The following is a 20,721-nucleotide window of genomic DNA, read 5'->3' as shown; positions in this document are numbered from 1 at the left end:
ATGAGTGGAATCCTCGAGGGCAAGCGGATCCTGATCACCGGTGTGCTGATGGAGTCCTCCATCGCCTTCCACACCGCCAAGCTCGCCCAGGAGCAGGGCGCGGAGATCATCCTCACCGCCTTCCCGCGCCCGAGCCTGACCGAGCGCATCGCCAAGAAGCTGCCGAAGCCGGTCAAGGTCCTGGAGCTGGACGTCTCCAGCCCGGAGCAGCTGGCCGGCATCGCCGACCAGGTCCGCGAGCACCTGCCGACCCTGGACGGCATCGTCCACTCGATCGGTTTCGCCCCGCAGGACGCCCTGGGCGGCAACTTCCTGGACACCCCGTGGGAGTCCGTGGCCACCGCGATGCACGTCTCGGCGTACTCGCTGAAGTCGCTCACCATGGCGCTGCTGCCGCTGATGCAGGACGGCGGCTCGGTCGTCGGCCTGACCTTCGACGCGCAGTTCGCCTGGCCGCAGTACGACTGGATGGGCCCGGCCAAGGCCGCCCTGGAGTCGACCAACCGCTACCTGGCCCGCTACCTGGGCGAGCGGGACATCCGTTGCAACCTGATCTCGGCGGGCCCGATCGGCTCGATGGCCGCCAAGTCCATCCCGGGCTTCGGCGAGCTGGCCGACACCTGGAACCAGCGCTCCCCGCTGAAGTGGGACCTGAGCGACCCGGAGCCGGCCGGCCGCGGTGTCGTCGCCCTGCTGTCGGACTGGTTCCCGAAGACCACCGGCGAGATCGTCCACGTCGACGGCGGTCTGCACGCCATCGGCGCCTGACCGGCTGAAACCGCCGCTGCCCGGCACCCCGTTTCGGGGGTGCCGGGCAGCGGCGTTTCGCGAGTCCGCCGGTCAGGCGTCGGCGCTGCCGCAGGCCCCGATCGCGCGGCCGGCCTCGACGGAGGCGCGCTGGGCGTCGCCGGCCCGGATCGCGTCGAGGATCGTGGCGTGGCCGATGTAGCGCTCGGCGATCAGCTCGGGGCCGACGTCGTGCCGCAGGTGGGCGCGGGTCACCTCGCCGAGGTCGGCGTAGACGGCGGCCAGCACGTCGTTGTGGGCGGTGGCGACGACGGCCTGGTGGAAGGCGGCGTCGGCCTGGACGAAGTCCTCGGCGTCGCCGGAGCGCCAGGCGGCCTCGCGGCGGGCCAGCGCGGCGTCCAGCAGGTCGAGGTCGCGCGGGGTGCGGCGGACGGCGGCGAGGCCCGCGGCGGAGGTCTCCAGGGCCGAGCGCAGCTCGGCGACCTGGGCCTGGTCGGCGTCGGCGAAGCGGCGGTGCATGACGCCGGCCAGCTCGCTGGTGGCGAGGACGTAGGTGCCGGAGCCCTGGCGGATGTCGAGCAGCCCGTTGTGGGCGAGGGCGCGGACGGCCTCGCGGACGGTGTTGCGCGCGACGCCGAGCTGTTCGACCAGTGCGGCCTCGGTCGGGATGCGCGAGCCGACCGGCCACTCGCCGGAGGTGATCTGGGCGCGCAGCTGCGCGATCACCTGGTCGGACAGCGGGGTGCGCCTCGGCGAGGACAGCGCCACGGGGACTCCTAGCGGCTTCGGGGCGGTGGACGGGGCCCGGTGGACTCCGGCGGGCCGGTGAATGAACGGTCGGCACATCATGCCAATTCCGAGGTGCGTCAATTCATCCCATCATTCTATGATGGTGCCCATGCCTTCCGCAGCAGACACCACCGCCTCCCCGCGAACCGGGGCCCGGCCGCAGACCGAGCGGTCCTCCGGCTCCCGCAAGTACCCCGTCTGGCTGTTCGCCGTCGCGATCGCCGCCGCCGCCTTCAACCTGCGCCCCGTGGTCACCAGCCTCGGACCGCTGCTCGACCCCGTCCGCGCCGACCTCGGGATGAACCCGACCCTCGCCGGGCTGCTCACCGCCGTCCCCTCGCTGTGCTTCGCGCTGTTCGGCTTCGCCGCCCCGGCGGCGGCCCGCCGGATCGGCCCGATCGCGGTGATCACGGCCGGCATGGGCGCGATCACGGCGGGCGTGCTGGCCCGCTCCTTCGCCGGCGGCACCGTGGTGTTCCTGCTGCTCACCGCGCTCGCGCTCGCCGGGGTGGCGGTCGCCAACGTGCTGCTGCCCGTGGTGATCAAGCGGTACTTCCCGGAGAAGGTCGGTCCGATGATCGGCCTCTACTCCATGGCGCTGTCCGCCGGCACCGCACTGGCCGCGTTGGTCAGCGTGCCGCTGACCGACGAGCTCGGCGGTGACTGGCGTCACGGCCTGGGCGCCTGGGCCGCCCTGGGCGCGCTCGCTCTGGTGCTCTGGCTGCCGGTGCTGATCGCCAAGCGGGAGCGCGGCGAACGCGCCGACGGCGCCGCCGCCCCCGCCAGGCTGCCGATCGTCCGCAGCCGTACGGCCTGGGCGCTGGCCTGCTTCTTCGGCCTCCAGGCCACCGGCGCATACGTGGTGATGGGCTGGCTGCCGAAGATCTTCCAGGACTCCGGCGTCGACAAGGGCACCTCCGGGGCGCTCCTCGCGGTCACCATGGTGGTCGGCGTGCCGGTCTCCTTCGTGCTGCCCAACCTGGCCGCCCGGCGCGGCGACCAGCGGCTCTTCGTGGTGGTGCTGGCTTCCTGCGGCATCGCCGGGTACGCCGGTCTGGCGCTCGCCCCGGCCGGGGCGCCGTGGGTCTGGGCCGTCCTGGTGGGTCTGTCCAACTGCGCCTTCCCGCTGGTGCTGACCATGATCGGGCTGCGCGCCCGGACCGCGGGCGGGGTGGCCCAGCTGTCCGTCTTCGCCCAGGGCGTCGGCTACCTGATCTCCGTCCTGGGCGTGATCCTGATCGGCCCGATCTACCAGGTCACCGGCGAGTGGTACTGGCCACTGGGCTTCCTCGCGCTGCTGCTGGTGCCGCAGATGCTGTTCGGCCTGCGGGCCGCGATGGCCCGGCACATCGAGGACGAGGCGGTGGCCCCGAAGGTGCCGGCCCGGGTCGACGGGTAGCCCCGGAGAAGGTCAAGGGCCGGCCAAGGGCGAGGGGTCGGCGGCGGACGGGCGTGTTCGGGGTGGGAGAATTCCGGACATGCCCGTTCTCGAACCGAACCCGACCGACGGCCGCAAGCAGCTCGGCCGCATCGCCCTGGCGATTGCCGGCATCGTGGCGCTCGTGGCGATCATCGCCTCGGTCGCCGCGGTGATGGGCTGACCCCCGCCGAACGGCCGTCCCGCCGGAGAGCGCCCGGTGAGCGGCGCATGATGGCACCCGCCACCCCTGCGGGTGGCGGCGTCAGGGAGCGCCGCGCCCCCGGACGGCTTTTCTGCCAAGCTTGCTGGGTATGAGCGCCGACACGCCCCGCAGGATCATCGTTCTCCGCCACGCCAAGGCCGACTGGCCGAACGGCGTCGACGACCACGAGCGGCCGCTGGCCGACCGGGGCCGCAACCAGGCCCCGGACGCCGGCCGCTGGCTCGCCGATTCCGGGATCAACCCCGACTTCGTGCTCTGCTCCACCGCCTTGCGCACCCGCGAGACCTGGAAGCTGGCGGCGCACGAGCTGCCCAAGCGGACCCGCAAGACCGTGTACGAGGAGCGGATCTACGAGGCCAGTCCGGGCGAGATCATCGCCGTCCTCCACGAGACCCCGGAGGAGTACGCGGACGTGGTACTGGTCGGGCACAACCCGGGTGTGCTGGGCCTGACCCAGGTGCTGGCCGGCGACGCGGGCGACGCGGACGCGCTGGACCGGCTGCGGCTCGGCGGCTTCCCCACGGCGGCGATCGCGGTGCTCAGCTTCACCGGCTCCTGGAAGAGCGTCGAGCCGGGCGTGGCCAAGCTGGTCTCGTACCACACGCCGCAGGACTGACATCCCGAACGTGAGGGACGCGCGGACCAGGTCTGCGCGCCCCCCACGTGTGTTCGTGGCTCCTGCCGGGTCGTCCGGGACCCTATTCGGTCGGGCTGCCGTCGACGGCGTCCGCCGCCTCGACCTCCTCGCGGGTGATGCCGAGCAGGTACAGCACGGTGTCCAGGAACGGCACGTTCACCGCGGTGTCGGCGGCCTCGCGCACCACCGGCTTGGCGTTGAACGCCACCCCGAGGCCGGCCGCGTTCAGCATGTCCAGGTCGTTGGCACCGTCGCCGATCGCGACCGTCTGCTCCAGCGGCACCTTGGCCTGCTCGGCGAACCGGGCCAGCCAGCGGGCCTTGCCCGCCCGGTCCACGATCTCGCCGACCACCCGGCCGGTGAACTTCCCGTCCACCACCTCCAGGGTGTTGGCCGCCGCGAAGTCCAGCCCCAGCTGCTCCACCAGGTGGTCGGTGACCTGGGTGAACCCGCCGGACACCACCGCCACCTGGAAGCCGAGGCGCTGCAGCGTGCGGATCAGGGTGCGCGCCCCCGGCGTGAAGCGGACCTCCGCGCGCACCTTCTCCGTCACCGAGGCGTCCAGCCCGGCCAGCAGCGCCACGCGGGCGCGCAGCGACTCGGCGAAGTCCAGCTCGCCGCGCATCGCCGCCGCCGTCACCTCGGCGACCTTCTCCTCGCAGCCCGCGTGGGCCGCGAACAGCTCGATGACCTCGTCCTGGATGAGCGTGGAGTCGACGTCCATCACCACCAGGCGCTTGGCACGGCGCTCCAGGCCGGCCGCGACCACGGCGACGTCGACCCGCTGGGTCGCCGCCTCCTGGGCCAGCTCGCCGCGCAGCTCGTCGGTGGCGACGCCGGACACGGCCAGCTCGACCGCCGTCACCGGGTACTTGGCGAGACGGAAGACGCGGTCGATGTTGCCGCCGGCGGCGGTGATCCGCGAGGTGAGCGCGGAGACCGCGGCGGCGGTCAGCGGGTGGCCCAGCACGGTCACGTGCGAACGGCCCTCGCGGCGCGGCCGGTTGTCTCCGATGCCGGAGATGATCTCGGCCTGGAGCTTCTGCTCCTCCGCCCAGCGGTGCACGGTGGCCCGCAGGCCGCCTTCGGCACCGGGCGCGGTGGGCGGGGTGACCAGGGCGCAGAGCGTGATCCGGCCACGCGTCACGACCTGCTCGATGTCGATCACGTCGACGCCGAAACCGGCCAGCGTGGCGAAGAGCCCGGCCGTGATGCCGGGGCGGTCCTTGCCGAACACCTTGACGAGCAGGGTGCGCTCGTCCTCGGTCCGGGGCTGCGAGGCGGGGGAAGGCTCAGCGGCCAAGGGCGATGCGTTCATGGTGAGTCCCACGCTACCCGCCGGGCGGTGGCCGCAGGGCACCCGTCCACCCCGCGGACGCCCGGGTCCCGGGTGCACGACCGTGTGCGCGGGAACCGGCCGACGTGCAGGTGACGGGGAGGTGGCGTGGCGGTGCGGCGAACCCCGGGCCACCAGGCAGTCCGCGAATCGTTGCCGCCTGGTCACAGTCCCCAGGGGCGACTTTCGTCAGCGGTCCGTCGGCTGGAATGATTCCCCCCGTCAGTTCAGCAAGTACGCACCCCCGGCCGGGGGACACAATCGGGGGACCGAGAGAGCGGGGCAGGCGAGCAGTGCCGCAACTCGTCATTGAGATCAACGGACAGCAGCGGACTCTGGAGCCGGGGCGGTCCTACACCATCGGGCGCAATCCGCAGTCGGACTTCCCGTTCGACGACGCGCGGGTCTCCTGGCACCACGGGACCATCTCCTTCAACGGAGCCGGCTGGCAGCTGGACGACCACGGCAGCACCAACGGCACGTACGTCGCCGGTGCCCGCACCCAGCAGGCCCAGCTGTTCCCGGGCGCCGTCGTCAACCTCGGCAACCCGGAGAACGGCCCGCGGCTCACCTTCTCCGCGCCCGTCCAGGCCGCCGCCCCGCAGGCGCCCGAGTGGCACGAGGCCGCCACCAGCCGCAGCCACGCCCCGGCGCCGCAGCCCGCGCAGCAGGGGTGGGGGCAGCAGGCCCAGGCTCCGGTCCAGCAGCAGCCGAACGCCTTCCCGCAGCAGCAGGCCGTGCAGCCGCCGTTCCCGCAGCAGCAGAGCTTCCCTCCGCAGCAGCAGGGCTTCACCCCGCCGCCGCAGCAGGGCGGTGGCGGCAGCCCGCAGCCGACGATGATCCGCAGCCTGGCGGAGATGACCCGCACACTGCGGATCGGCCGTGCGCTCGACAACGACATCGTCGTGTCGGACCTCCAGGTCTCCCGCCACCACGCCGAACTGCGCCAGCTGCCCGACGGCCGCTGGGAGATCGTCGACCTCGGCAGCCACAACGGCATCTTCCTCAACGGCCAGCAGGTCCAGCGCCAGCTGATGGGCCCGCAGGACCGACTGACCGTCGGCCACTCCACCTTCGTCCTGGTCGGCGACCAGCTGCAGGAGTTCGTCGACACCGGCGCGGTCTCCTTCTCGGCCCGCCACCTGACCGTCGAGGTCGAGCACAAGGGCGCCAAGAAGGTCCTGCTCAACGACGTCAGCTTCGGCGTCCCGGAGAAGTCCCTGGTCGCGGTCATCGGCCCGTCCGGCTCCGGCAAGTCGACCCTGCTGCGCGCCCTCACCGGCTACCGCCCGGCCGACCGCGGCGAGGTGCTGTACGACGGTCGCAACCTCTACAAGCAGTTCGCCGAACTCCGCTCCCGCATCGGCCTGGTGCCGCAGTCGGAGATCCTGCACCGCGAGCTCACCGTCCGAAAGGGCCTCAAGTACGCGGCCCGGCTGCGCTTCCCCGGCGACACCGAGGCCAAGGAGCGCGACGCCCGGATCGACGAGGTGCTGTACGAGCTGCGCCTGGACAAGCGCGCCGACAACAAGATCACCGCGCTCTCCGGCGGCCAGCAGAAGCGCGTCTCGGTCGCCCTGGAGCTGCTCACCAAGCCTTCGCTGATCTTCCTGGACGAGCCCACCTCGGGCCTCGACCCGGGCATGGACCGCGAGGTCATGCAGATGCTGCGCGGCCTGGCCGACGACGGCCGCACGATCCTGGTCGTCACCCACTCGGTGGCCGAACTGGCGCTCTGCGACCGACTGTTGGTGATGGCGCCGGGAGGCTCGGTGGCCTACTTCGGTCCGCCGGACGAGGCGCTGCACTTCTTCGGGTACGAGACCTGGGCGGACGTCTTCCAGGCCTTCGAGAACTACCCGGACCACGACTGGGCCGGCCGCTACCGCGGTTCCGTGCACTACCAGCAGTACTCCGCCCCGACCGTCGAGGCGGGCGAGGTGCAGCACGTGCAGGTGGCCCAGGAGGCCATCAAGCCGCCGAAGCCGCAGAGCTGGGGCTCGCAGCTGTGGACGCTGATGCGCCGCTACATGTCGGTGCTCGCCTCGGACCGCGGCTTCCTGGCGCTGTCGGTGCTGCTGCCCGCGGTCATCGGCGCGGTCAGCGTACTGATCCCCAACGCACCGGGGCTCGCACCCAACCCGAATACGCAGCTCCACCTCAACAACGGGGCTGCGACGATCATGCTGATCCTGGCGATCGGCGCCTGCTTCTCCGGTGCGGCCAACTCGGTCCGCGAGCTGATCAAGGAGCGGGCGATCTACGAGCGAGAACGGGCCACCGGCCTGTCCCGCTCGGCGTACATGATGTCCAAGATCATCGTGCTGGGCATCTTCAGCGTGATCCAGGGCGCGATCATCTCCGCCGTCGGCTTCCTGCCGCGCAAGCTCCCCGAGCACGGCCTGATCGTCAAGAACCTGCCGATGATCGAGATGACCATCGGCATGATCCTGCTGAGCTTCGCCGCGATGATGTTCGGCCTGATGATCTCGGCCCTGGTGAAGACCTCCGAGAAGACCATGCCGCTGCTGGTCATGTTCGCCATCGTCCAGGTCGTCTTCACCGGCTGCCTCTTCCAGATCTTCGGCAAGCCCGGTCTGGAGCAGGTCGCCTGGCTGATGCCGGCCCGCTGGGGCACCGGCATCGTCTCCACCACGCTCGACCTGTCCCACCTCATGGGCCCGTGGAACAAGGACTTCCAGCACCCGAACTACGACCCGCTGTGGGACCACAGCATCGCCCAGTGGTCGATCGACGCGGGCGTGCTGGTCGCCATCTCGGTCGTGATCGGCGTGATCGTGACCCGGCTCCAGCGCCGGCACGAGCCCGAGGTCATGCAGAAGGGCTGACGCAGAAGGGCTGACGATGCGGAAGGGCTGACGGCCCTCGCCTCAAGGGCGGCTCTCCCGGCTGGGGAGGGCCGCCCTTCGGCGTTGCGGTGGGTCCATCGGCCTAGGTCCCCGGACCTGGGCCCGGGGCGGCTGCGGACGGACGCGGGGGCCGGGGCGCGGCGGTAGGTTGGCGGTATGCCCAGCGCGCCCAGCGACCACCGCCCGGCGGTCGGTCCCTTCCCCGGCGGTCCCCTCCCCGGGGGTCCTCTCCTCGACGGTCGGATACCGGTCGGCCACCCGCACCCCGACCGGCTCCCGGCCTGCGACCCCTGCCTGGCCGGCATCGAGGCGGTGAGCCAGGCGCTGCTCGCGATGAGCCGGCACCTGGAGGTCCGCGAGGTGCTGCGCCGCATCACCGCCTCCGCCCGGGAGCTGCTCGGTGCCGAGTACGCGGCCCTCGGTGTGCCCGACGACCACGGCGGCTTCGCCCAGTTCGTCGTCGACGGCGTCACCGACGAACAGTGGCACGCCATCGGACCGCTGCCCCGGCAGCACGGGGTGCTCGCCAAGATGCTCCACGAGACCGGCCCCACCCGGCTCGCCGACGTGCGCAAGGCCCCCGCGTTCGGCGGCTGGCCCGCCGCGCACCCCGAGATGGACGCCTTCCTCGGCATGCCCATCCTCGACACCGACGCGACCGAGGACGAGCCGCAGGTCATGGGCGTCATCTTCCTCGCCAACAAGCGCGGCGGCGGCCTGTTCACCGACCACGACGAGGAACTGCTGCGGATACTCGCCGCCCACGCCGCCCTCGCCCTCTCCAACGCCCGCCTCTACGAGCGCAGTCGGGAACTCACCCTGGCCGGCGAGCGCGCCCGCATCGCCCACGACCTGCACGACGCCGTCTCGCAGAAGCTCTTCTCGCTGCGGCTCACCGCCAAGGCGGCCGCCAAGCTCGTCGACCGCGACCCGGCCCGGGCCCGCGCCGAACTCGCCGAGGTCGCCCGGCTCGCCGCCGAGGCCGCCGACGAACTCCGCGCCGTCGTCGTCGAACTGCGGCCCGCCGCGCTGGAGGAGGACGGGCTCAGCGCCACCCTCGCCTCGCAGGTCCAGGTGCTGGACCGCGCCCACACCGCCGACGTCGCCTTCGCCGCCGACGGCGTCCGCGCCCTGCCGCCCGCCCAGGAGGCCGCGCTGCTGCGGGTCGCCCAGGAGGCGCTGCACAACGCGCTGCGCCACTCCGGCGCCCGCCGCGTCACCGTCACGCTGCTCGGGACGCCGACGCGCGGGGCCGTCCTGCGGGTGCGGGACGACGGGCGCGGGTTCGACCCGGAGTCCGTCCGCCGGGCCGGCAAGCACCTCGGGCTGGCGTCGATGCGTGACCGCGCGGCCGCCGTCGGCGGCCGGCTCGCCCTGGAATCCGCCCCCGGCCGGGGCACGCTCGTCGAGATGGAGGTCCCCGGTGCCTGACAGCACGCCGCCGATCCGCGTCCTGCTCGTCGACGACCACCAGGTCGTGCGGCGCGGCCTGCGCACCTTCCTGGAGGTGCAGGACGACATCGAGGTGGTCGGCGAGGCCGCCGACGGCGCGGAGGGCGTCGAGCGCGCCCGGGAGCTCGACCCGGACGTCGTCCTGATGGACCTCAAGATGCCGGGCGTCGACGGGATCGAGGCGCTGCGGACGCTGAAGGGAGAGGGCAGCAGGGCCCGGATCCTGATCGTCACCAGCTTCACCGAGCACCGCACGATGGTTCCCGCGCTGCGGGCGGGCGCCGCCGGGTACGTGTACAAGGACGTCGACCCGGAGGCGCTGGCCGGGGCCATCCGCTCGGTACACGCCGGCCACGTCCTGCTCCAGCCCGAGCTCGCCGAGGCGCTCCTCTCCGACGACGGCGCCCGCGCCCCGCAGGGCCGCGGCGGGACGCTCACCGAGCGCGAGCGGGAGGTGCTGGGGCACATCGCGGACGGGCGTTCCAACCGGGAGATCGCGCGCAGCCTGCACCTGTCGGAGAAGACGGTGAAGACGCACGTGTCGAACATCCTGATGAAGCTGGACCTCGCCGACCGCACCCAGGCCGCGCTCTGGGCCGTCCGGCACGGGGAGAGCCGCGAGGCGTAGGGCGTGCGGCGGGTGCGGGGGCGCTGTGCCGGATGGGGGGTATTCCGGGGGAACCGGTGTCAGGTACGCCTTTGACGTGTGCCGTTCGGCAGGGAACGGGCGGTGTTGGGGTGACGTTACGTCAGATGGGTGTGCCAGGCTGAGCGCCGACATCGATCTCGGGGGAGGACCTGATGAACACGCCACGCAGTGAGTACGGGCCGGTCGTGCTCGCCAACGAACTGGAGTTGACGTACCGCCAGTTCGAGCGGGCCAGGCACCTCGGCCTGGTGCCGCCGCCGGACATCGAGGACCGGCGCTGGTCCCGGGCGGTGGTGGAACCCCTGCTGGAGCGCCGCGGTGACATCGCCGCCGCGCTGGCGGCGGACGCGGCGGAGCGGGCCGCGAAGCTGGCCCAGGAGACGGCCCGGGAGCGCGAGGCCTACGGCCCGGAGGTCCTGCGCCGCCGGCTCGGGCTGGTGCGCTGGCAGTTCGACGAGGCGCGGGAGCGCGGGCTGATCCCCGAACCGGACGTCGACGGCCGGGCCTGGTCGGCCGCGGTGGAGGCCGAGCTGCGGGCCCGCGCCGCCGAGACCACGGCCGCGCTGGGCGCCGTCCCCCGGGTGGGCGCGGGCAAGGCCGCCGTCGCCCTGGGCCACACCACCGGACTGCCGGTGACGGCCGATGACATCCGCCGGCTCGCCGAGGCGGGGGCGCTCCGGGCCTCCGGCGAGTTCCGGGGCCATCCCACCTACAGCCGCGAGGCGTTGGCGGCGGTGCCCGAGGCCGCCGTCGAGGAGGTCGTCACCAGCCGCCTCCGCCGCGCCGAGGCCGAGGCGGAGGCTGCCGCGGAGCTGGTGCGGCACCGGCTGGCGGAGAGCCTCTCGGCGGCGGAGGCGGCCGAGGAGCTCGGCTGGTCGGCCGCCCGCCTGGAGGCCGTCGTGGCGAAGGGCGGCCTGACGCGGGCGCAGGACGGTCGGTACGACCGGGCGGAGGTGATGGCGCTGGCGGCGGCTGATCCCTGGCGGTAGCTCGGGCGGGCGCCGGCCCGCCGGGTGGTGGTCGGTGCTCGGGTCCCGCCCGGCGGCGGCTGGGCCGGGCGGCGGTGCGGGGCTTGGGCGGCGGCGTCCCGTCGGTGCCGGGCCAGGTGCGGTGCATGGGAGGTCGGCCCAGCCGGCTTCCTGGGCGACACGCCACCGCCGCCGCGGCGTCAGCTGTCCTGGGGCTCGTCGACGAGGGCGTTGTAGGCGGCCACCTGGGCGCGGCGGGCGGTGCGGCGCAGCGGGGCGAGGACGGACCGGCGGGCGGCCATCTCCGAGGCGCTGACGGCGGCGCCGTGGCCTTCGGCGGCGATCGTCAGGAGGGCGGACACCTGGCGGGCGGACTCCAGGACGCGCACGGCGCGGGCCGGGTAGCCGGGCGCGAGCAGCTCCGTGTGGCCGCGGCGGCGGTAGGCGTCCAGGGCCCGCAGGGCCTCCGGGCCGGCGCCGGCCACGTCGAGGCGGGTGAGCAGGACCGTCGCCTCGCGCAGGCCGTCGGCGAGCTCGCGCTCGGCCTCGTGCAGCGACGGCACGTCGGCCGGCGGCCCGTCGCTGACCGTCGAGCAGTGCCACAGCACCATCGCCGAGCGGTCCCCGGCCGGGCCGAAGACCTCGACCTCGGGCACCAGCCCGAGCGGCGCGCCCACGGCGAGGACGGCCTCGCCCGCGCCCATGGCCTGCTCGTTGAACGCTGCCGGGCCGGTCAGTCCGAGGGGGTGCCCGGCGGAGGGGAGCGCCAGTCGAAGGCCCCGCACGCCGAGCACCCTCAGTCGGCCCAGCGCCCACGTGAGCCCGTGCTGCTCGCCGGGGGCGTCGCCGGGCAGGCCGGTCACCCGGTGGCTCTCGTCCTCGCCGAGGACGGCCGCGGCGGCGTTGTCGGGCGGGACCAGCCCGGCGAGCAGGGCGTTGCCCCAGGCGGTCAGCCGCCCCGAACGGGGCTCTTCGTACGGATTGTCGGCAGGAGTCGCGAGCATCGGGCCAGCCTACGGAATCGGCGGTCATCCGCGTGGCGTAGGTTTGCCCATGCGCGTGCGGCGCACCCACCCCGTGCCCACCGGCCGCCGGAGTAGGCTCGCCGCCCGCACCGACGGCCGAAAATCTTGTATTGGGGAAGGCGTAGGCATGAGCGACGTGCTGGAGCTGGTGGACGTATCCGTGGTCCGGGAGGGGCGCGCGCTGGTCGATCAGGTCTCGTGGTCCATCTCCGAGGGTGAGCGCTGGGTCATCCTGGGCCCGAACGGTGCCGGCAAGACCACGCTGCTGCAGATCGCCTCGTCGTACCTGTTCCCGACCTCGGGCAAGGTCTCGGTCCTCGGCGAGAAGCTCGGCGAGATCGACGTCTTCGAGCTGCGCTCCCGGATCGGCCTGGCCGGCGCCGCGATGTTCGACAAGCTTCCGGCCGAGCAGACGGTGCTGCAGACCGTGCTCACCGCCGCCTACGGCATGACGGTCAGCTGGCAGGAGACCTACGAGCAGTCGGACGAGTCCCGCGCGCTCGCGCTGCTGGACCGCCTCGGCATGTCCAGCCTCACCGACCGCAAGTTCGGCACCCTGTCGGAGGGCGAGCGCAAGCGCACCCTCATCGCCCGCGCGCTGATGACCGACCCCGAGCTGCTGCTGCTCGACGAGCCGGCCGCCGGCCTGGACCTCGGGGGGCGCGAGGACCTCATCCGCCGCCTCGGCGCGCTGGCCCAGGACGAGTTCGCGCCGGCGATGGCGATGGTGACCCACCACGTCGAGGAGATCGCCCCGGGGTTCACCCACGTCCTGATGATCCGTCAGGGCAAGGTGCTCGCCGCAGGGCCGATCGACACCGAGCTGACCGCCCGCAACCTGTCGAAGTGCTTCGGCCTGCCGCTGACCCTGGAGCGCCACGGCGACCGCTGGTCGGCGCAGGGCCTGCCGCTGGGCTGAGCCCCCGTCCGACAACCGCTCGGCACGCCACGGGAACCGGTCGCACGCGCGACCGGTTTCCGCCCCTCGACCTGCGGGAACTGTCCGCCACGAAGGCCCTTCGCTCCCTAGGATGGATTCGTGGACAGCTGGATGTGGTGGCTCCTGGCCGCCGTCGGGCTCGGCATACCGCTGGTGCTCACCGCGATGCCGGAGTTCGCCATGTTCGCGGTCGGCGGGCTGGCCGCGGCCGGGGTGGCCGGACTGGGCGCGGGGGTGGTCTGGCAGACCCTGACCTTCGTCGTGGTCTCGGTCGCCCTGCTGGTGGTGGTCCGTCCGATCGCCTACCGGGAGCTCAGGAAGGGCCCGAACATCAAGATGGGCATCGAGGCGCTCCAGGGCGCCACCGCGGTCGTCGCGGAAACCGTCGACGGGGAGGGCGGACGGATCAAGTTGAACGGCGAGATCTGGTCGGCCCGCGCGCTCCACCCGGACTCGGTGTACCAGCCGGGGCAGCAGGTCGACGTCGTCGAAATCCAGGGCGCGACCGCCCTGGTCGTCTAGGGGAGAGTCCGTGGAACCCGTCCTTATCGTTTTGGTCGTCCTGGTCGTGGTGGCCTTCATCGCGCTGATCAAGACGATCCAGGTCATCCCGCAGGCCAGCGCCGCGATCGTGGAGCGCTTCGGCCGCTACACCCGGACCCTCAACGCAGGCCTGAACATCGTCGTCCCGTTCATCGACCGGGTCCGCAACCGCATCGACCTGCGCGAGCAGGTCGTGCCGTTCCCGCCGCAGCCGGTGATCACCCAGGACAACCTGGTCGTCAACATCGACACGGTGATCTACTACCAGGTCACCGACCCCCGCGCGGCCACCTACGAGGTCGCCAGCTACATCCAGGCGATCGAGCAGCTGACCGTCACCACGCTGCGCAACATCATCGGCTCGATGGACCTGGAGTCCACCCTGACCTCCCGCGAGGTCATCAACGCCGGCCTGCGCGGCGTCCTGGACGAGGCCACCGGCAAGTGGGGCATCCGGGTCAACCGCGTCGAGCTGAAGGCGATCGAGCCGCCGACCTCCATCCAGGACTCGATGGAGAAGCAGATGCGCGCCGACCGTGACAAGCGCGCCGCGATCCTCACCGCCGAGGGCCAGCGCCAGGCGCAGATCCTCAAGGCCGAGGGTGAGAAGCAGGCCGAGGTGCTCAAGGCCGAGGGTGAGGCGCAGGCCGCGGTCCTTCGCGCCGACGGTGAGGCGGCCGCGATCCGGACGGTCTTCGAGGCGATCCACGACGGCGACGCCGACCAGAAGCTGCTCGCCTACCAGTACCTGCAGACCCTGCCCGAACTGGCCAAGGGCGACTCCAACAAGCTGTGGATCATCCCGAGCGAGGTCGGCGACGCGCTCAAGGGCCTCGGCGGCGCGTTCAACGGCCTGGCAGGCAACGGCGGCGTGAACGGCGGCGCGGTCGCGGCCGCGAGCGCCCCGGCGGCCGCGCCGGCGGCCCCGGCCGCCACCCAGGTCCCGATCGACCCGGCGGCGGGCCCGCGGCCGGTGGACATCGACAAGGGCTCGGCCCGCCCGCGGGTGGACCCGGCGCGCGAGTACCGCAAGATCGACCCGGAGTGACCGGGCGAGTCGTGTGGACGAGTCGCGCGGTCGTGCGGCCGCGCGGCTTTGACGCCGTGACGCCGTGACATTGTGACGTTGTGACGCGGGAGGGCCCGCCGTCGTACCGACGAGGTGCGGGGTGGGCCCTCGGCGTCGTCCGGCGGGTGTTGCGCGGTGTTCCGCATCGTGGTCGGGGCTGGTCGGTTCGGCGGACCGTCCGGCATGATCCCTTCGGACCCGGACGAGAGGATGGGGTGGGCCGTGACGCTCTGGGAGGCGATAGCCGTCCTGGTGGCGGGCGTCGGTGCCGGGATGATCAACGTGATCGTCGGCTCCGGCACCCTGATCACCTTCCCCGTCCTGCTCGCCGTCGGCATCCCGCCGGTCACCGCCAACGTGTCCAACACCTTCGGCCTGGTGCCCGGCTCGCTCAGCGGCGTGATCGGCTACCGCCGCGAGCTGGCCGACCAGGGCCGCCGCCTGGTGCGCCTCGGCACCGCCTCCCTGCTCGGCGGGTTGCTCGGCGCGGCGCTGCTGATCACCCTGCCGAGCGGCGCCTTCGACGCGATCGTCCCGGTGCTCATCCTGCTGGCCCTCGTCCTGGTGGTGGTCCAGCCCCGGGTGGCCAAGGCCGTCGCCGCCCGCCGCCGCTCCGACGGGGATCCGGACGGCAGCCTCGTCCTGCTCGGCGGCGTCTTCCTCACCGGCATCTACGGCGGCTACTTCGGCGCCGCGCAGGGCGTCCTGTTGATGGCGCTGATGGGCATGCTCCTCCAGGAGGACCTCCAGCGCATCAACGCGGTGAAGAACGCGCTCGCCATGATCGTCAACGGTGTGGCCGCGCTGTTCTTCCTCTTCACCTCGACGGTCGACTGGACGGCCGCCGGGCTCATCGCGGTCGGATCGCTGCTCGGCGGCCTGCTCGGCGCCAAGGTCGGCCGTCGTCTCCCGCCGACGGCGCTGCGTGCGGTCATCGTGGTCGTCGGCCTGGCAGCCGTCACCAAGCTGCTGGTGAGCTGAACCCGGCTTCGTGGCAGCGGGCCGGCTACCCGGCGCGGGCGTATGTTCGTCGGAGTGCACGCCGATCCGCCCAGGCGCGGATCCGACCAGGCTTGGAGCGCTTCGATGAGCAGCAGAGCACGGCTGACCGAGGACGAGATCACGGCGGCCCTGGCCGACGTGCCGCACTGGTCCCGCGAGGGCGACGGCATCGTCCGCACCGCCGACGCCCCGGACTTCCCGGCGGCGATCCGCGTCGTCGACGCCGTCGCCGAACAGGCCGAGGCCCTGGACCACCACCCCGACATCGACATCCGCTGGCGCACCCTGCGCTTCGTCCTCTCCACCCACAGCGCGGGCGGTCTCACCGGCCTGGACTTCGCCCTCGCCGCCCGGATCGACGAGGCCCTGCGCGCCGAGTCCGCCGCCTGACGGAGGCCGGAGCGGGGCGCTCCGGTAGGCGTGAGATGCTGACTGCCGCAGTGCAGGCGGCTCGGGAGGGACGGAACGGATGGCGCAGGAGCCCTTCGGAGACGCCCGGCAGCAGGCGTGGTACCCCCAGCAGCACGAGTGGCAGGGTGGCGGCCACCCCGATCAGCAGCACGTCCAGCAGGTGCAGCAGGGGCACTGGCAGACGACCACCGGCTATGGGCAGGCCGAGTACGAGCAGGGCGCCGGATACGGCCAGTTCGGCCAGTTCGGCCAGGACGGTCACCAGGGTCAGCAGGGTTATCCCGACCAGCAGGGCTACTCCGGCCAGCACGGCCAGCACGGCCAGCACGGCCATCCCGACCAGCACGGCCAGACGGCGTACGGGCAGGGCGGCTACGTCCAGGAGCCGTACCAGCCCTACCAGCCCTACCAGCCCTCCTACCAGTACACCGACTACGAGCAGCAGTACGCCGCGTACACCGTCCCGCAGCAGCCCGCCGGGGACGGCCTGTACGTGCCGGCGGGCGCGGAGTACTCGGCCGACGGCTATGGGCACATCGAGCCCGAGCCCGAGCCCGAGTCCGAGCCCGAGCCCGAGTCCGAGCCCGAGTCCGAGCCCGAGTCCGAGCCCGTCGCGCCGGGGGAGCCGCAGTCACCGGCCGCCCCCGAGCCCGCAGCGTCGTCCCGCTCGGCCGCGCGCCGGGGCGGCGACGGTGGCGGCGGCTCCGAGCTCGCGGACAAGGCCCGGGCCGCCGCCGACGCGGTGTTGACCGGCGAACACGTGCCCAGCCGCAAGGCGCTCCTGATCCGCACCGGCGCCGGAGTCGCCGCGCTGGGCGTCCTGATAGCGGCCGGTCTGACGGTGGGCGCCGAGGACAGCGGCAGCGCGTCCACGTCGGGCGGCGAGCCCGGCTTCACCGTCGCCCACACCAAGGCGTGGTCCGCGCAGCCGGCCGCGGCCGCGCAGCCCGGGACGGACGACACGCTGGTCGGGAGCTGGTTGCTGGCCGACACGGTGGTCCGGGCCGACGCCGCCGGCGTACGCGCGTACGACCTGGCGGCGGGCAAGCCCGTCTGGTCGGTCGAGCCCCCGGCCGCCGGGGCCGTCCCGTGCGGGCTGTCGCCGAGCGTCAACCCGTCCGGCGTGGGCGCCGTGCTGTTCCGGCCACAGGCGGATCCGAACAGCCCGTGCACGCTGCTCGCGGCCGTGGACACCAAGACCGGCAAGACCGCGTGGACGAAGACCGTTTCGGACGCCAAGGGTGCCTACACCGCGCACGTCGGCGTCACCGAGGACAAGGTCGTGGCGGTCGGCGACGACCGGGCGATCGCCTGGGACGCGGCCGACGGCAAGGACGTCTGGCAGTACACCGGGCAGGGCAAGTTCTGCACGCTCTCCGGCGGCGTCACCGGCAAGACCGTGCTGGTCGCCTCCTCGTGCGCCGACTCGACCCCGGCCGGCCAGGCCGTCGAGCTCAACACGGCAGACGGCAAGGTCAGTTGGTGGCGCGGACTGAACAACAACCCGAAGACGGTGACGGTCCTCTCCGCCGAGCCCGCCGTCGTCCTCACCACCGGTGAGAAGCCGACCGACGACCGGGTGTTCGCGTGGGGCGCGAGCGGCGACCCGGCGGCCGAGATCCCGGTGAGCAGCGACGCCGGTCGGCTGGACGTCGCCCACGGCACGTTCTCGGCCACGCCCGGGGTCTTCTTCCAGGACCGGACGATGGTCACCACGCTGGTGCCGGCGAACGGCAACGGCGCCGTCGTCGCGGTCGGCTACGACCTCGACAGCGGCAAGCAGAGCTGGAAGGCCCCGACCGCCGAGAAGGGCGTGCTGCGGGCGGTCGCCCTCGACGGCGGCTCCCTGGTGCTCGCCGCCGACGAGCGCCGCGACCAGCCCGCCCACCTCAGCCGCTTCGCGGTGACCGGCGGCCACGAGTCGACCGGCGGCAACTTCCCGCCGGGCACCGGCTCGCTGCTGATCTCGGGCCGGGTGCTGATCGGCGGCGGCAAGGTCGTCGTGGTGCCCGAGCACTCGGCCAACTTCGGGACGGCGGCCGGCTACCAGGCGAAGGGCTAGCCGGCAGCCGACGCCCGTGCACCGGGTGTCGGGCCGGTGGGGCTACGCCGCGGGCACGGCCGGCAGCCAGTCGGCGAGCTCCCGGGCGTCCGAGTCGCGCAGGCCGAGCGCCATCATCAGGGTCGCCTGCGGGGTGGGCACGAACGGGCGGCGCAGCAGCCTCATCCCCGCCTGCTCCGGCGTCCGGTCGGCCTTGCGCTGGTTGTCCTCGGCACACGCGGCCACGGTGTTCAGCCAGCTGTCCTCACCACCGCGCGACCGCGGCTGGAGGTGGTCCACCGTGGTGGCCCGCCGCCCGCAGTACGCGCACAGGTGCTGGTCCCGGACCAGGACACCCCGCCGCGACCACGGCGCCTGTTGTCGGAACGGCACCCGTACGTACCGTTGCAGTCTGATCACCCGGGGCACCGGTACGGTGACGCCCGTGCCCCGGACCGTGCGCAGCGGATGCGCCTGCTCCACCACCGCCTTGTCCTGGAGCACCAGGACGACGGCGCGCTGGAGCGACACCGTCGTCAGGGGCTCGTAGCTCGCGTTCAGAACCAGCGTGTTGCGCACCTCGGCACACCCTTCCCGCGGGCGTGCCACGGCGGCACGACCGTCTCCACACACGTCACTGCCGCCGCACGGCGGTGGGACCACTCTGAATGGGCCCGCGGCCGACGAACAACGGAATTTCCGGTGTCGGAGAGGCACCCGGGAACGCGTGACCGGGCCTCGGCAGGCAAGGAGAGGTGCTGGGCGCGGGTCCTCGGGAAAACTCGCTGGCCGGGACCGCGTAGGCTCTATCAGGCTGGAGTCGTACCGACCCGGGGCCCGACCGAACCGGGCCGGCACCGGGCGGACGCCCGATCGAAGGAGAAGCGTGACCGTGACGGACATCGTCGACGAGCTGCAGTGGCGTGGGCTGATCGCCCTGTCTACTGACGAGGACGCACTGCGCAAGGCGTTCGCGGACGGCCCGGTCACGTTCTATTGCGGCTTCGACCCGACGGCCCCCAGCCTGCACCTCGGCAACCTGGTGCAGATCCTCACCATGCGCCGCATCCAGCAGGCGGGGAACCTCCCGCTCGGCCTGGTCGGCGGCGCGACGGGCCTGATCGGCGACCCCAAGCCCACCGCCGAGCGCGTCCTCAACGACCCCGAGACGGTGGCCGGCTGGGTCGAGCGTCTGCGTGGCCAGATCGCGCGCTTCCTCGACTTCGACGGCCCGTACGCGGCGCGCATGGTCAACAACCTGGACTGGACGTCCGGGATGTCGGCCATCAGCCTGCTGCGCGACGTGGGCAAGTACTTCCGCGTCAACAACATGATCGCCAAGGAGGCCGTCGCCCGGCGGCTCAACTCCGACGCGGGCATCAGCTACACCGAGTTCAGCTACCAGATCCTCCAGGGCATGGACTACCTGGAGCTGAACCGCCGCTACGGCTGCACGCTGCAGACCGGCGGCAGCGACCAGTGGGGCAACCTGACCGCCGGCACGGACCTGATCCGCAAGGCCGACAGCAAGTCCGTGCACGCGCTGGCCACGCCGCTGATCGTCAAGGCCGACGGCACCAAGTTCGGCAAGACCGAGTCCGGCACGGTCTGGCTCGACCCCGAGCTGACCACCCCGTACGCCTTCTACCAGTTCTGGCTCAACGCGGACGACCGGGACGTCTCCAACTTCCTGCGGATCTTCAGCTTCCGCTCGAAGGAGGAGATCGAGGAGCTGGAGCGCGAGACCGCCGAGCGCCCCGCCGCCCGTCTGGCCCAGCGCGCCCTGGCCGAGGAGCTCACCACCCTCGTCCACGGCGCCGACCAGTACGAGCGTGCGGTCGCCGCGTCCAAGGCGCTGTTCGGCCAGGGCGACCTCGCCGACCTGGAGGCCCCGACCCTGGCCGCGGCCCTGGCCGAGGTCCCGAAGGCCGAGGTCGCCGAACTCCAGCCGGTGGTCGACCTGTTGGTCGCCGTCGGCCTGGCGCCGAGCCGCTCGGCCGCCCGCCGGACGATCAAGGAGGGCGGTGCCTACCTCAACAACGTCAAGGTGACGGACGAGGAGGCCGTGCCGACCGAGGCCGACCTGCTGCACGGCCGCTGGCTCGTGCTGCGCCGCGGAAAGCGCAACCTGGCGGCGGCCGAGCTGACCGCGCCGGCGACGGCGTGACGCGGGCGGCGTGACCGAAACCCGACGCCGCTGAGCTGCGGCTTCGACGACCGAGGGCGGGATCCAGCCGGATCCCGCCCTCGACGTTTGACGATGCCCTCCAGGTGGCCTAGTGTTGAACGAGTCGCTGAAGCGGCCACCCCACTCAGCAGTCCCACTCTCTCCTCGAAGCCCATTTGGTTGGGTCGTTCGGCGTCTCCGCCGACAGGGTGAGCGTGAATTTCGGGTAACACCCGGAATACGCTAATGTGGAGGCCGCCGCGGAAAGCGGCCCCGGCCAGTTCGGGAAATCGGATGAATGAAACTCCGGAAAACGGAGCGGAAAACATCTGATAAACTGGAAACACGAAAGAACGAAGCGCCCGGAGGGCCCGCTGGAAGGCGGTCCGAAGGAAGTGTCCGTTCCTTGAGAACTCAACAGCGTGCCAAAAG

19 protein-coding genes are annotated in these 20,721 nt (G+C 72.6%); 15 read left to right on the top strand and 4 right to left on the bottom strand.

From position 1 onward, the window contains the following. Positions 1 to 768, top strand: coding sequence for an enoyl-ACP reductase FabI (gene fabI / locus ACWCXH_RS13530; RefSeq protein ID WP_449801580.1), 768 nt, complete (start codon positions 1 to 3; stop codon positions 766 to 768). Between the two features lie 72 nt (positions 769 to 840). On the opposite strand, the gene ACWCXH_RS13525 is transcribed toward fabI, so the two are convergent. Beyond that, the gene (locus ACWCXH_RS13525) at positions 841 to 1,515 is read right to left on the bottom strand and encodes a FadR/GntR family transcriptional regulator (protein WP_449801579.1); all 675 of its coding nucleotides are present in this window, start codon (positions 1,513 to 1,515) and stop codon (positions 841 to 843) included. Between the two features lie 130 nt (positions 1,516 to 1,645). Between ACWCXH_RS13525 and ACWCXH_RS13520 the strand changes: the two genes are divergently transcribed. The 3 genes from ACWCXH_RS13520 (at position 1,646) to ACWCXH_RS13510 (ending at position 3,795) form a co-directional block, all read left to right on the top strand. Then, positions 1,646 to 2,935, top strand: coding sequence for an MFS transporter (locus ACWCXH_RS13520; protein ID WP_449801578.1), 1,290 nt, complete (start codon positions 1,646 to 1,648; stop codon positions 2,933 to 2,935). A 79-nt stretch (positions 2,936 to 3,014) separates the two neighbouring features. Beyond that, positions 3,015 to 3,137 (top strand): SGM_5486 family transporter-associated protein, encoded by a 123-nt coding sequence (locus tag ACWCXH_RS13515; RefSeq protein WP_449801577.1) that lies wholly within the window; start codon positions 3,015 to 3,017, stop codon positions 3,135 to 3,137. A 130-nt stretch (positions 3,138 to 3,267) separates the two neighbouring features. Then, on the top strand, positions 3,268 to 3,795 hold the full coding sequence (locus ACWCXH_RS13510; RefSeq protein WP_449801576.1) for a SixA phosphatase family protein: 528 nt from the start codon (positions 3,268 to 3,270) through the stop codon (positions 3,793 to 3,795). A gap of 82 nt (positions 3,796 to 3,877) precedes the next feature. Here ACWCXH_RS13510 and serB read toward each other — a convergent pair whose 3' ends face one another. After that, a complete protein-coding gene (gene serB, locus ACWCXH_RS13505; protein ID WP_449801575.1) occupies positions 3,878 to 5,134 on the bottom strand; it encodes a phosphoserine phosphatase SerB in 1,257 nt (418 codons plus the stop codon). 311 nt (positions 5,135 to 5,445) lie between these two features. Between serB and ACWCXH_RS13500 the strand changes: the two genes are divergently transcribed. From ACWCXH_RS13500 to ACWCXH_RS13485, 4 genes are all read left to right on the top strand, one after another. After that, entirely contained in the window at positions 5,446 to 8,001 is a 2,556-nt protein-coding gene (locus ACWCXH_RS13500) for an FHA domain-containing protein (RefSeq protein WP_449801574.1), read from the top strand. 354 nt (positions 8,002 to 8,355) lie between these two features. Next, positions 8,356 to 9,453 carry a GAF domain-containing sensor histidine kinase gene (locus ACWCXH_RS13495; RefSeq protein ID WP_449801757.1) on the top strand — a complete coding sequence of 366 codons (1,098 nt, stop codon included), beginning with the start codon at positions 8,356 to 8,358 and terminating at the stop codon, positions 9,451 to 9,453. After that, complete coding sequence (locus tag ACWCXH_RS13490; RefSeq protein WP_449801573.1) at positions 9,446 to 10,102, top strand: response regulator; 657 nt, start codon at positions 9,446 to 9,448, stop codon at positions 10,100 to 10,102. Before ACWCXH_RS13495 ends, ACWCXH_RS13490 begins: the two co-directional genes overlap by 8 nt. Positions 10,103 to 10,275: 173 nt before the next feature. Beyond that, positions 10,276 to 11,112, top strand: a complete 837-nt coding sequence (locus ACWCXH_RS13485; protein ID WP_449801572.1) for a hypothetical protein — start codon at positions 10,276 to 10,278, stop codon at positions 11,110 to 11,112. A 179-nt stretch (positions 11,113 to 11,291) separates the two neighbouring features. Here the strand turns inward: ACWCXH_RS13485 and ACWCXH_RS13480 are convergent, their stop codons facing one another. Beyond that, positions 11,292 to 12,095 carry a hypothetical protein gene (locus tag ACWCXH_RS13480; protein WP_449801571.1) on the bottom strand — a complete coding sequence of 268 codons (804 nt, stop codon included), beginning with the start codon at positions 12,093 to 12,095 and terminating at the stop codon, positions 11,292 to 11,294. A gap of 148 nt (positions 12,096 to 12,243) precedes the next feature. On the opposite strand from ACWCXH_RS13480, the gene ACWCXH_RS13475 reads away from it, so the two are divergent. From ACWCXH_RS13475 to ACWCXH_RS13450, 6 genes are all read left to right on the top strand, one after another. Next, positions 12,244 to 13,035 (top strand): ABC transporter ATP-binding protein, encoded by a 792-nt coding sequence (locus tag ACWCXH_RS13475; RefSeq protein WP_449801570.1) that lies wholly within the window; start codon positions 12,244 to 12,246, stop codon positions 13,033 to 13,035. Between the two features lie 132 nt (positions 13,036 to 13,167). Then, positions 13,168 to 13,578, top strand: coding sequence for an NfeD family protein (locus tag ACWCXH_RS13470; RefSeq protein WP_449801756.1), 411 nt, complete (start codon positions 13,168 to 13,170; stop codon positions 13,576 to 13,578). A 10-nt stretch (positions 13,579 to 13,588) separates the two neighbouring features. After that, a complete protein-coding gene (locus ACWCXH_RS13465; protein WP_449801569.1) occupies positions 13,589 to 14,647 on the top strand; it encodes an SPFH domain-containing protein in 1,059 nt (352 codons plus the stop codon). Between the two features lie 243 nt (positions 14,648 to 14,890). Then, on the top strand, positions 14,891 to 15,649 hold the full coding sequence (locus tag ACWCXH_RS13460; protein ID WP_449801568.1) for a sulfite exporter TauE/SafE family protein: 759 nt from the start codon (positions 14,891 to 14,893) through the stop codon (positions 15,647 to 15,649). A gap of 105 nt (positions 15,650 to 15,754) precedes the next feature. After that, the gene (locus ACWCXH_RS13455; protein ID WP_449801567.1) at positions 15,755 to 16,060 is read left to right on the top strand and encodes a 4a-hydroxytetrahydrobiopterin dehydratase; all 306 of its coding nucleotides are present in this window, start codon (positions 15,755 to 15,757) and stop codon (positions 16,058 to 16,060) included. Between the two features lie 79 nt (positions 16,061 to 16,139). After that, positions 16,140 to 18,143: an outer membrane protein assembly factor BamB family protein gene (locus ACWCXH_RS13450; RefSeq protein WP_449801566.1), complete on the top strand. Its 2,004-nt coding sequence runs from the start codon at positions 16,140 to 16,142 to the stop codon at positions 18,141 to 18,143. 42 nt (positions 18,144 to 18,185) lie between these two features. On the opposite strand, the gene ACWCXH_RS13445 is transcribed toward ACWCXH_RS13450, so the two are convergent. Then, positions 18,186 to 18,701, bottom strand: coding sequence for an HNH endonuclease (locus ACWCXH_RS13445; protein WP_449801565.1), 516 nt, complete (start codon positions 18,699 to 18,701; stop codon positions 18,186 to 18,188). Positions 18,702 to 19,014: 313 nt separating this feature from the next. Here ACWCXH_RS13445 and tyrS point away from each other — a divergent pair, with 313 nt between their 5' ends. Beyond that, positions 19,015 to 20,289 carry a tyrosine--tRNA ligase gene (tyrS, locus tag ACWCXH_RS13440; protein WP_449801755.1) on the top strand — a complete coding sequence of 425 codons (1,275 nt, stop codon included), beginning with the start codon at positions 19,015 to 19,017 and terminating at the stop codon, positions 20,287 to 20,289. Positions 20,290 to 20,721: the final 432 nt, after the last annotated feature.

The organism is Kitasatospora sp. NPDC001660 (assembly GCF_053596725.1).
This window is presented reverse-complemented; position numbering and strand designations above follow the sequence as displayed.

What these genes read in the sequence shown, in the direction of transcription:
- fabI (WP_449801580.1), top strand. Translation starts at nt 1, where the DNA reads ATGAGTGGAATCCTCGAGGGCAAGCGGATCCTGATCACCGGTGTGCTG.
- ACWCXH_RS13520 (WP_449801578.1), top strand. Translation starts at nt 1,646, where the DNA reads ATGCCTTCCGCAGCAGACACCACCGCCTCCCCGCGAACCGGGGCCCGG.
- ACWCXH_RS13515 (WP_449801577.1), top strand. Translation starts at nt 3,015, where the DNA reads ATGCCCGTTCTCGAACCGAACCCGACCGACGGCCGCAAGCAGCTCGGC.
- ACWCXH_RS13510 (WP_449801576.1), top strand. Translation starts at nt 3,268, where the DNA reads ATGAGCGCCGACACGCCCCGCAGGATCATCGTTCTCCGCCACGCCAAG.
- serB (WP_449801575.1), bottom strand. Translation starts at nt 5,134, where the DNA reads ATGAACGCATCGCCCTTGGCCGCTGAGCCTTCCCCCGCCTCGCAGCCC.
- ACWCXH_RS13495 (WP_449801757.1), top strand. Translation starts at nt 8,356, where the DNA reads ATGAGCCGGCACCTGGAGGTCCGCGAGGTGCTGCGCCGCATCACCGCC.
- ACWCXH_RS13485 (WP_449801572.1), top strand. Translation starts at nt 10,276, where the DNA reads ATGAACACGCCACGCAGTGAGTACGGGCCGGTCGTGCTCGCCAACGAA.
- ACWCXH_RS13480 (WP_449801571.1), bottom strand. Translation starts at nt 12,095, where the DNA reads ATGCTCGCGACTCCTGCCGACAATCCGTACGAAGAGCCCCGTTCGGGG.
- ACWCXH_RS13475 (WP_449801570.1), top strand. Translation starts at nt 12,244, where the DNA reads ATGAGCGACGTGCTGGAGCTGGTGGACGTATCCGTGGTCCGGGAGGGG.
- ACWCXH_RS13470 (WP_449801756.1), top strand. Translation starts at nt 13,168, where the DNA reads ATGTGGTGGCTCCTGGCCGCCGTCGGGCTCGGCATACCGCTGGTGCTC.
- ACWCXH_RS13455 (WP_449801567.1), top strand. Translation starts at nt 15,755, where the DNA reads ATGAGCAGCAGAGCACGGCTGACCGAGGACGAGATCACGGCGGCCCTG.
- ACWCXH_RS13450 (WP_449801566.1), top strand. Translation starts at nt 16,140, where the DNA reads ATGGCGCAGGAGCCCTTCGGAGACGCCCGGCAGCAGGCGTGGTACCCC.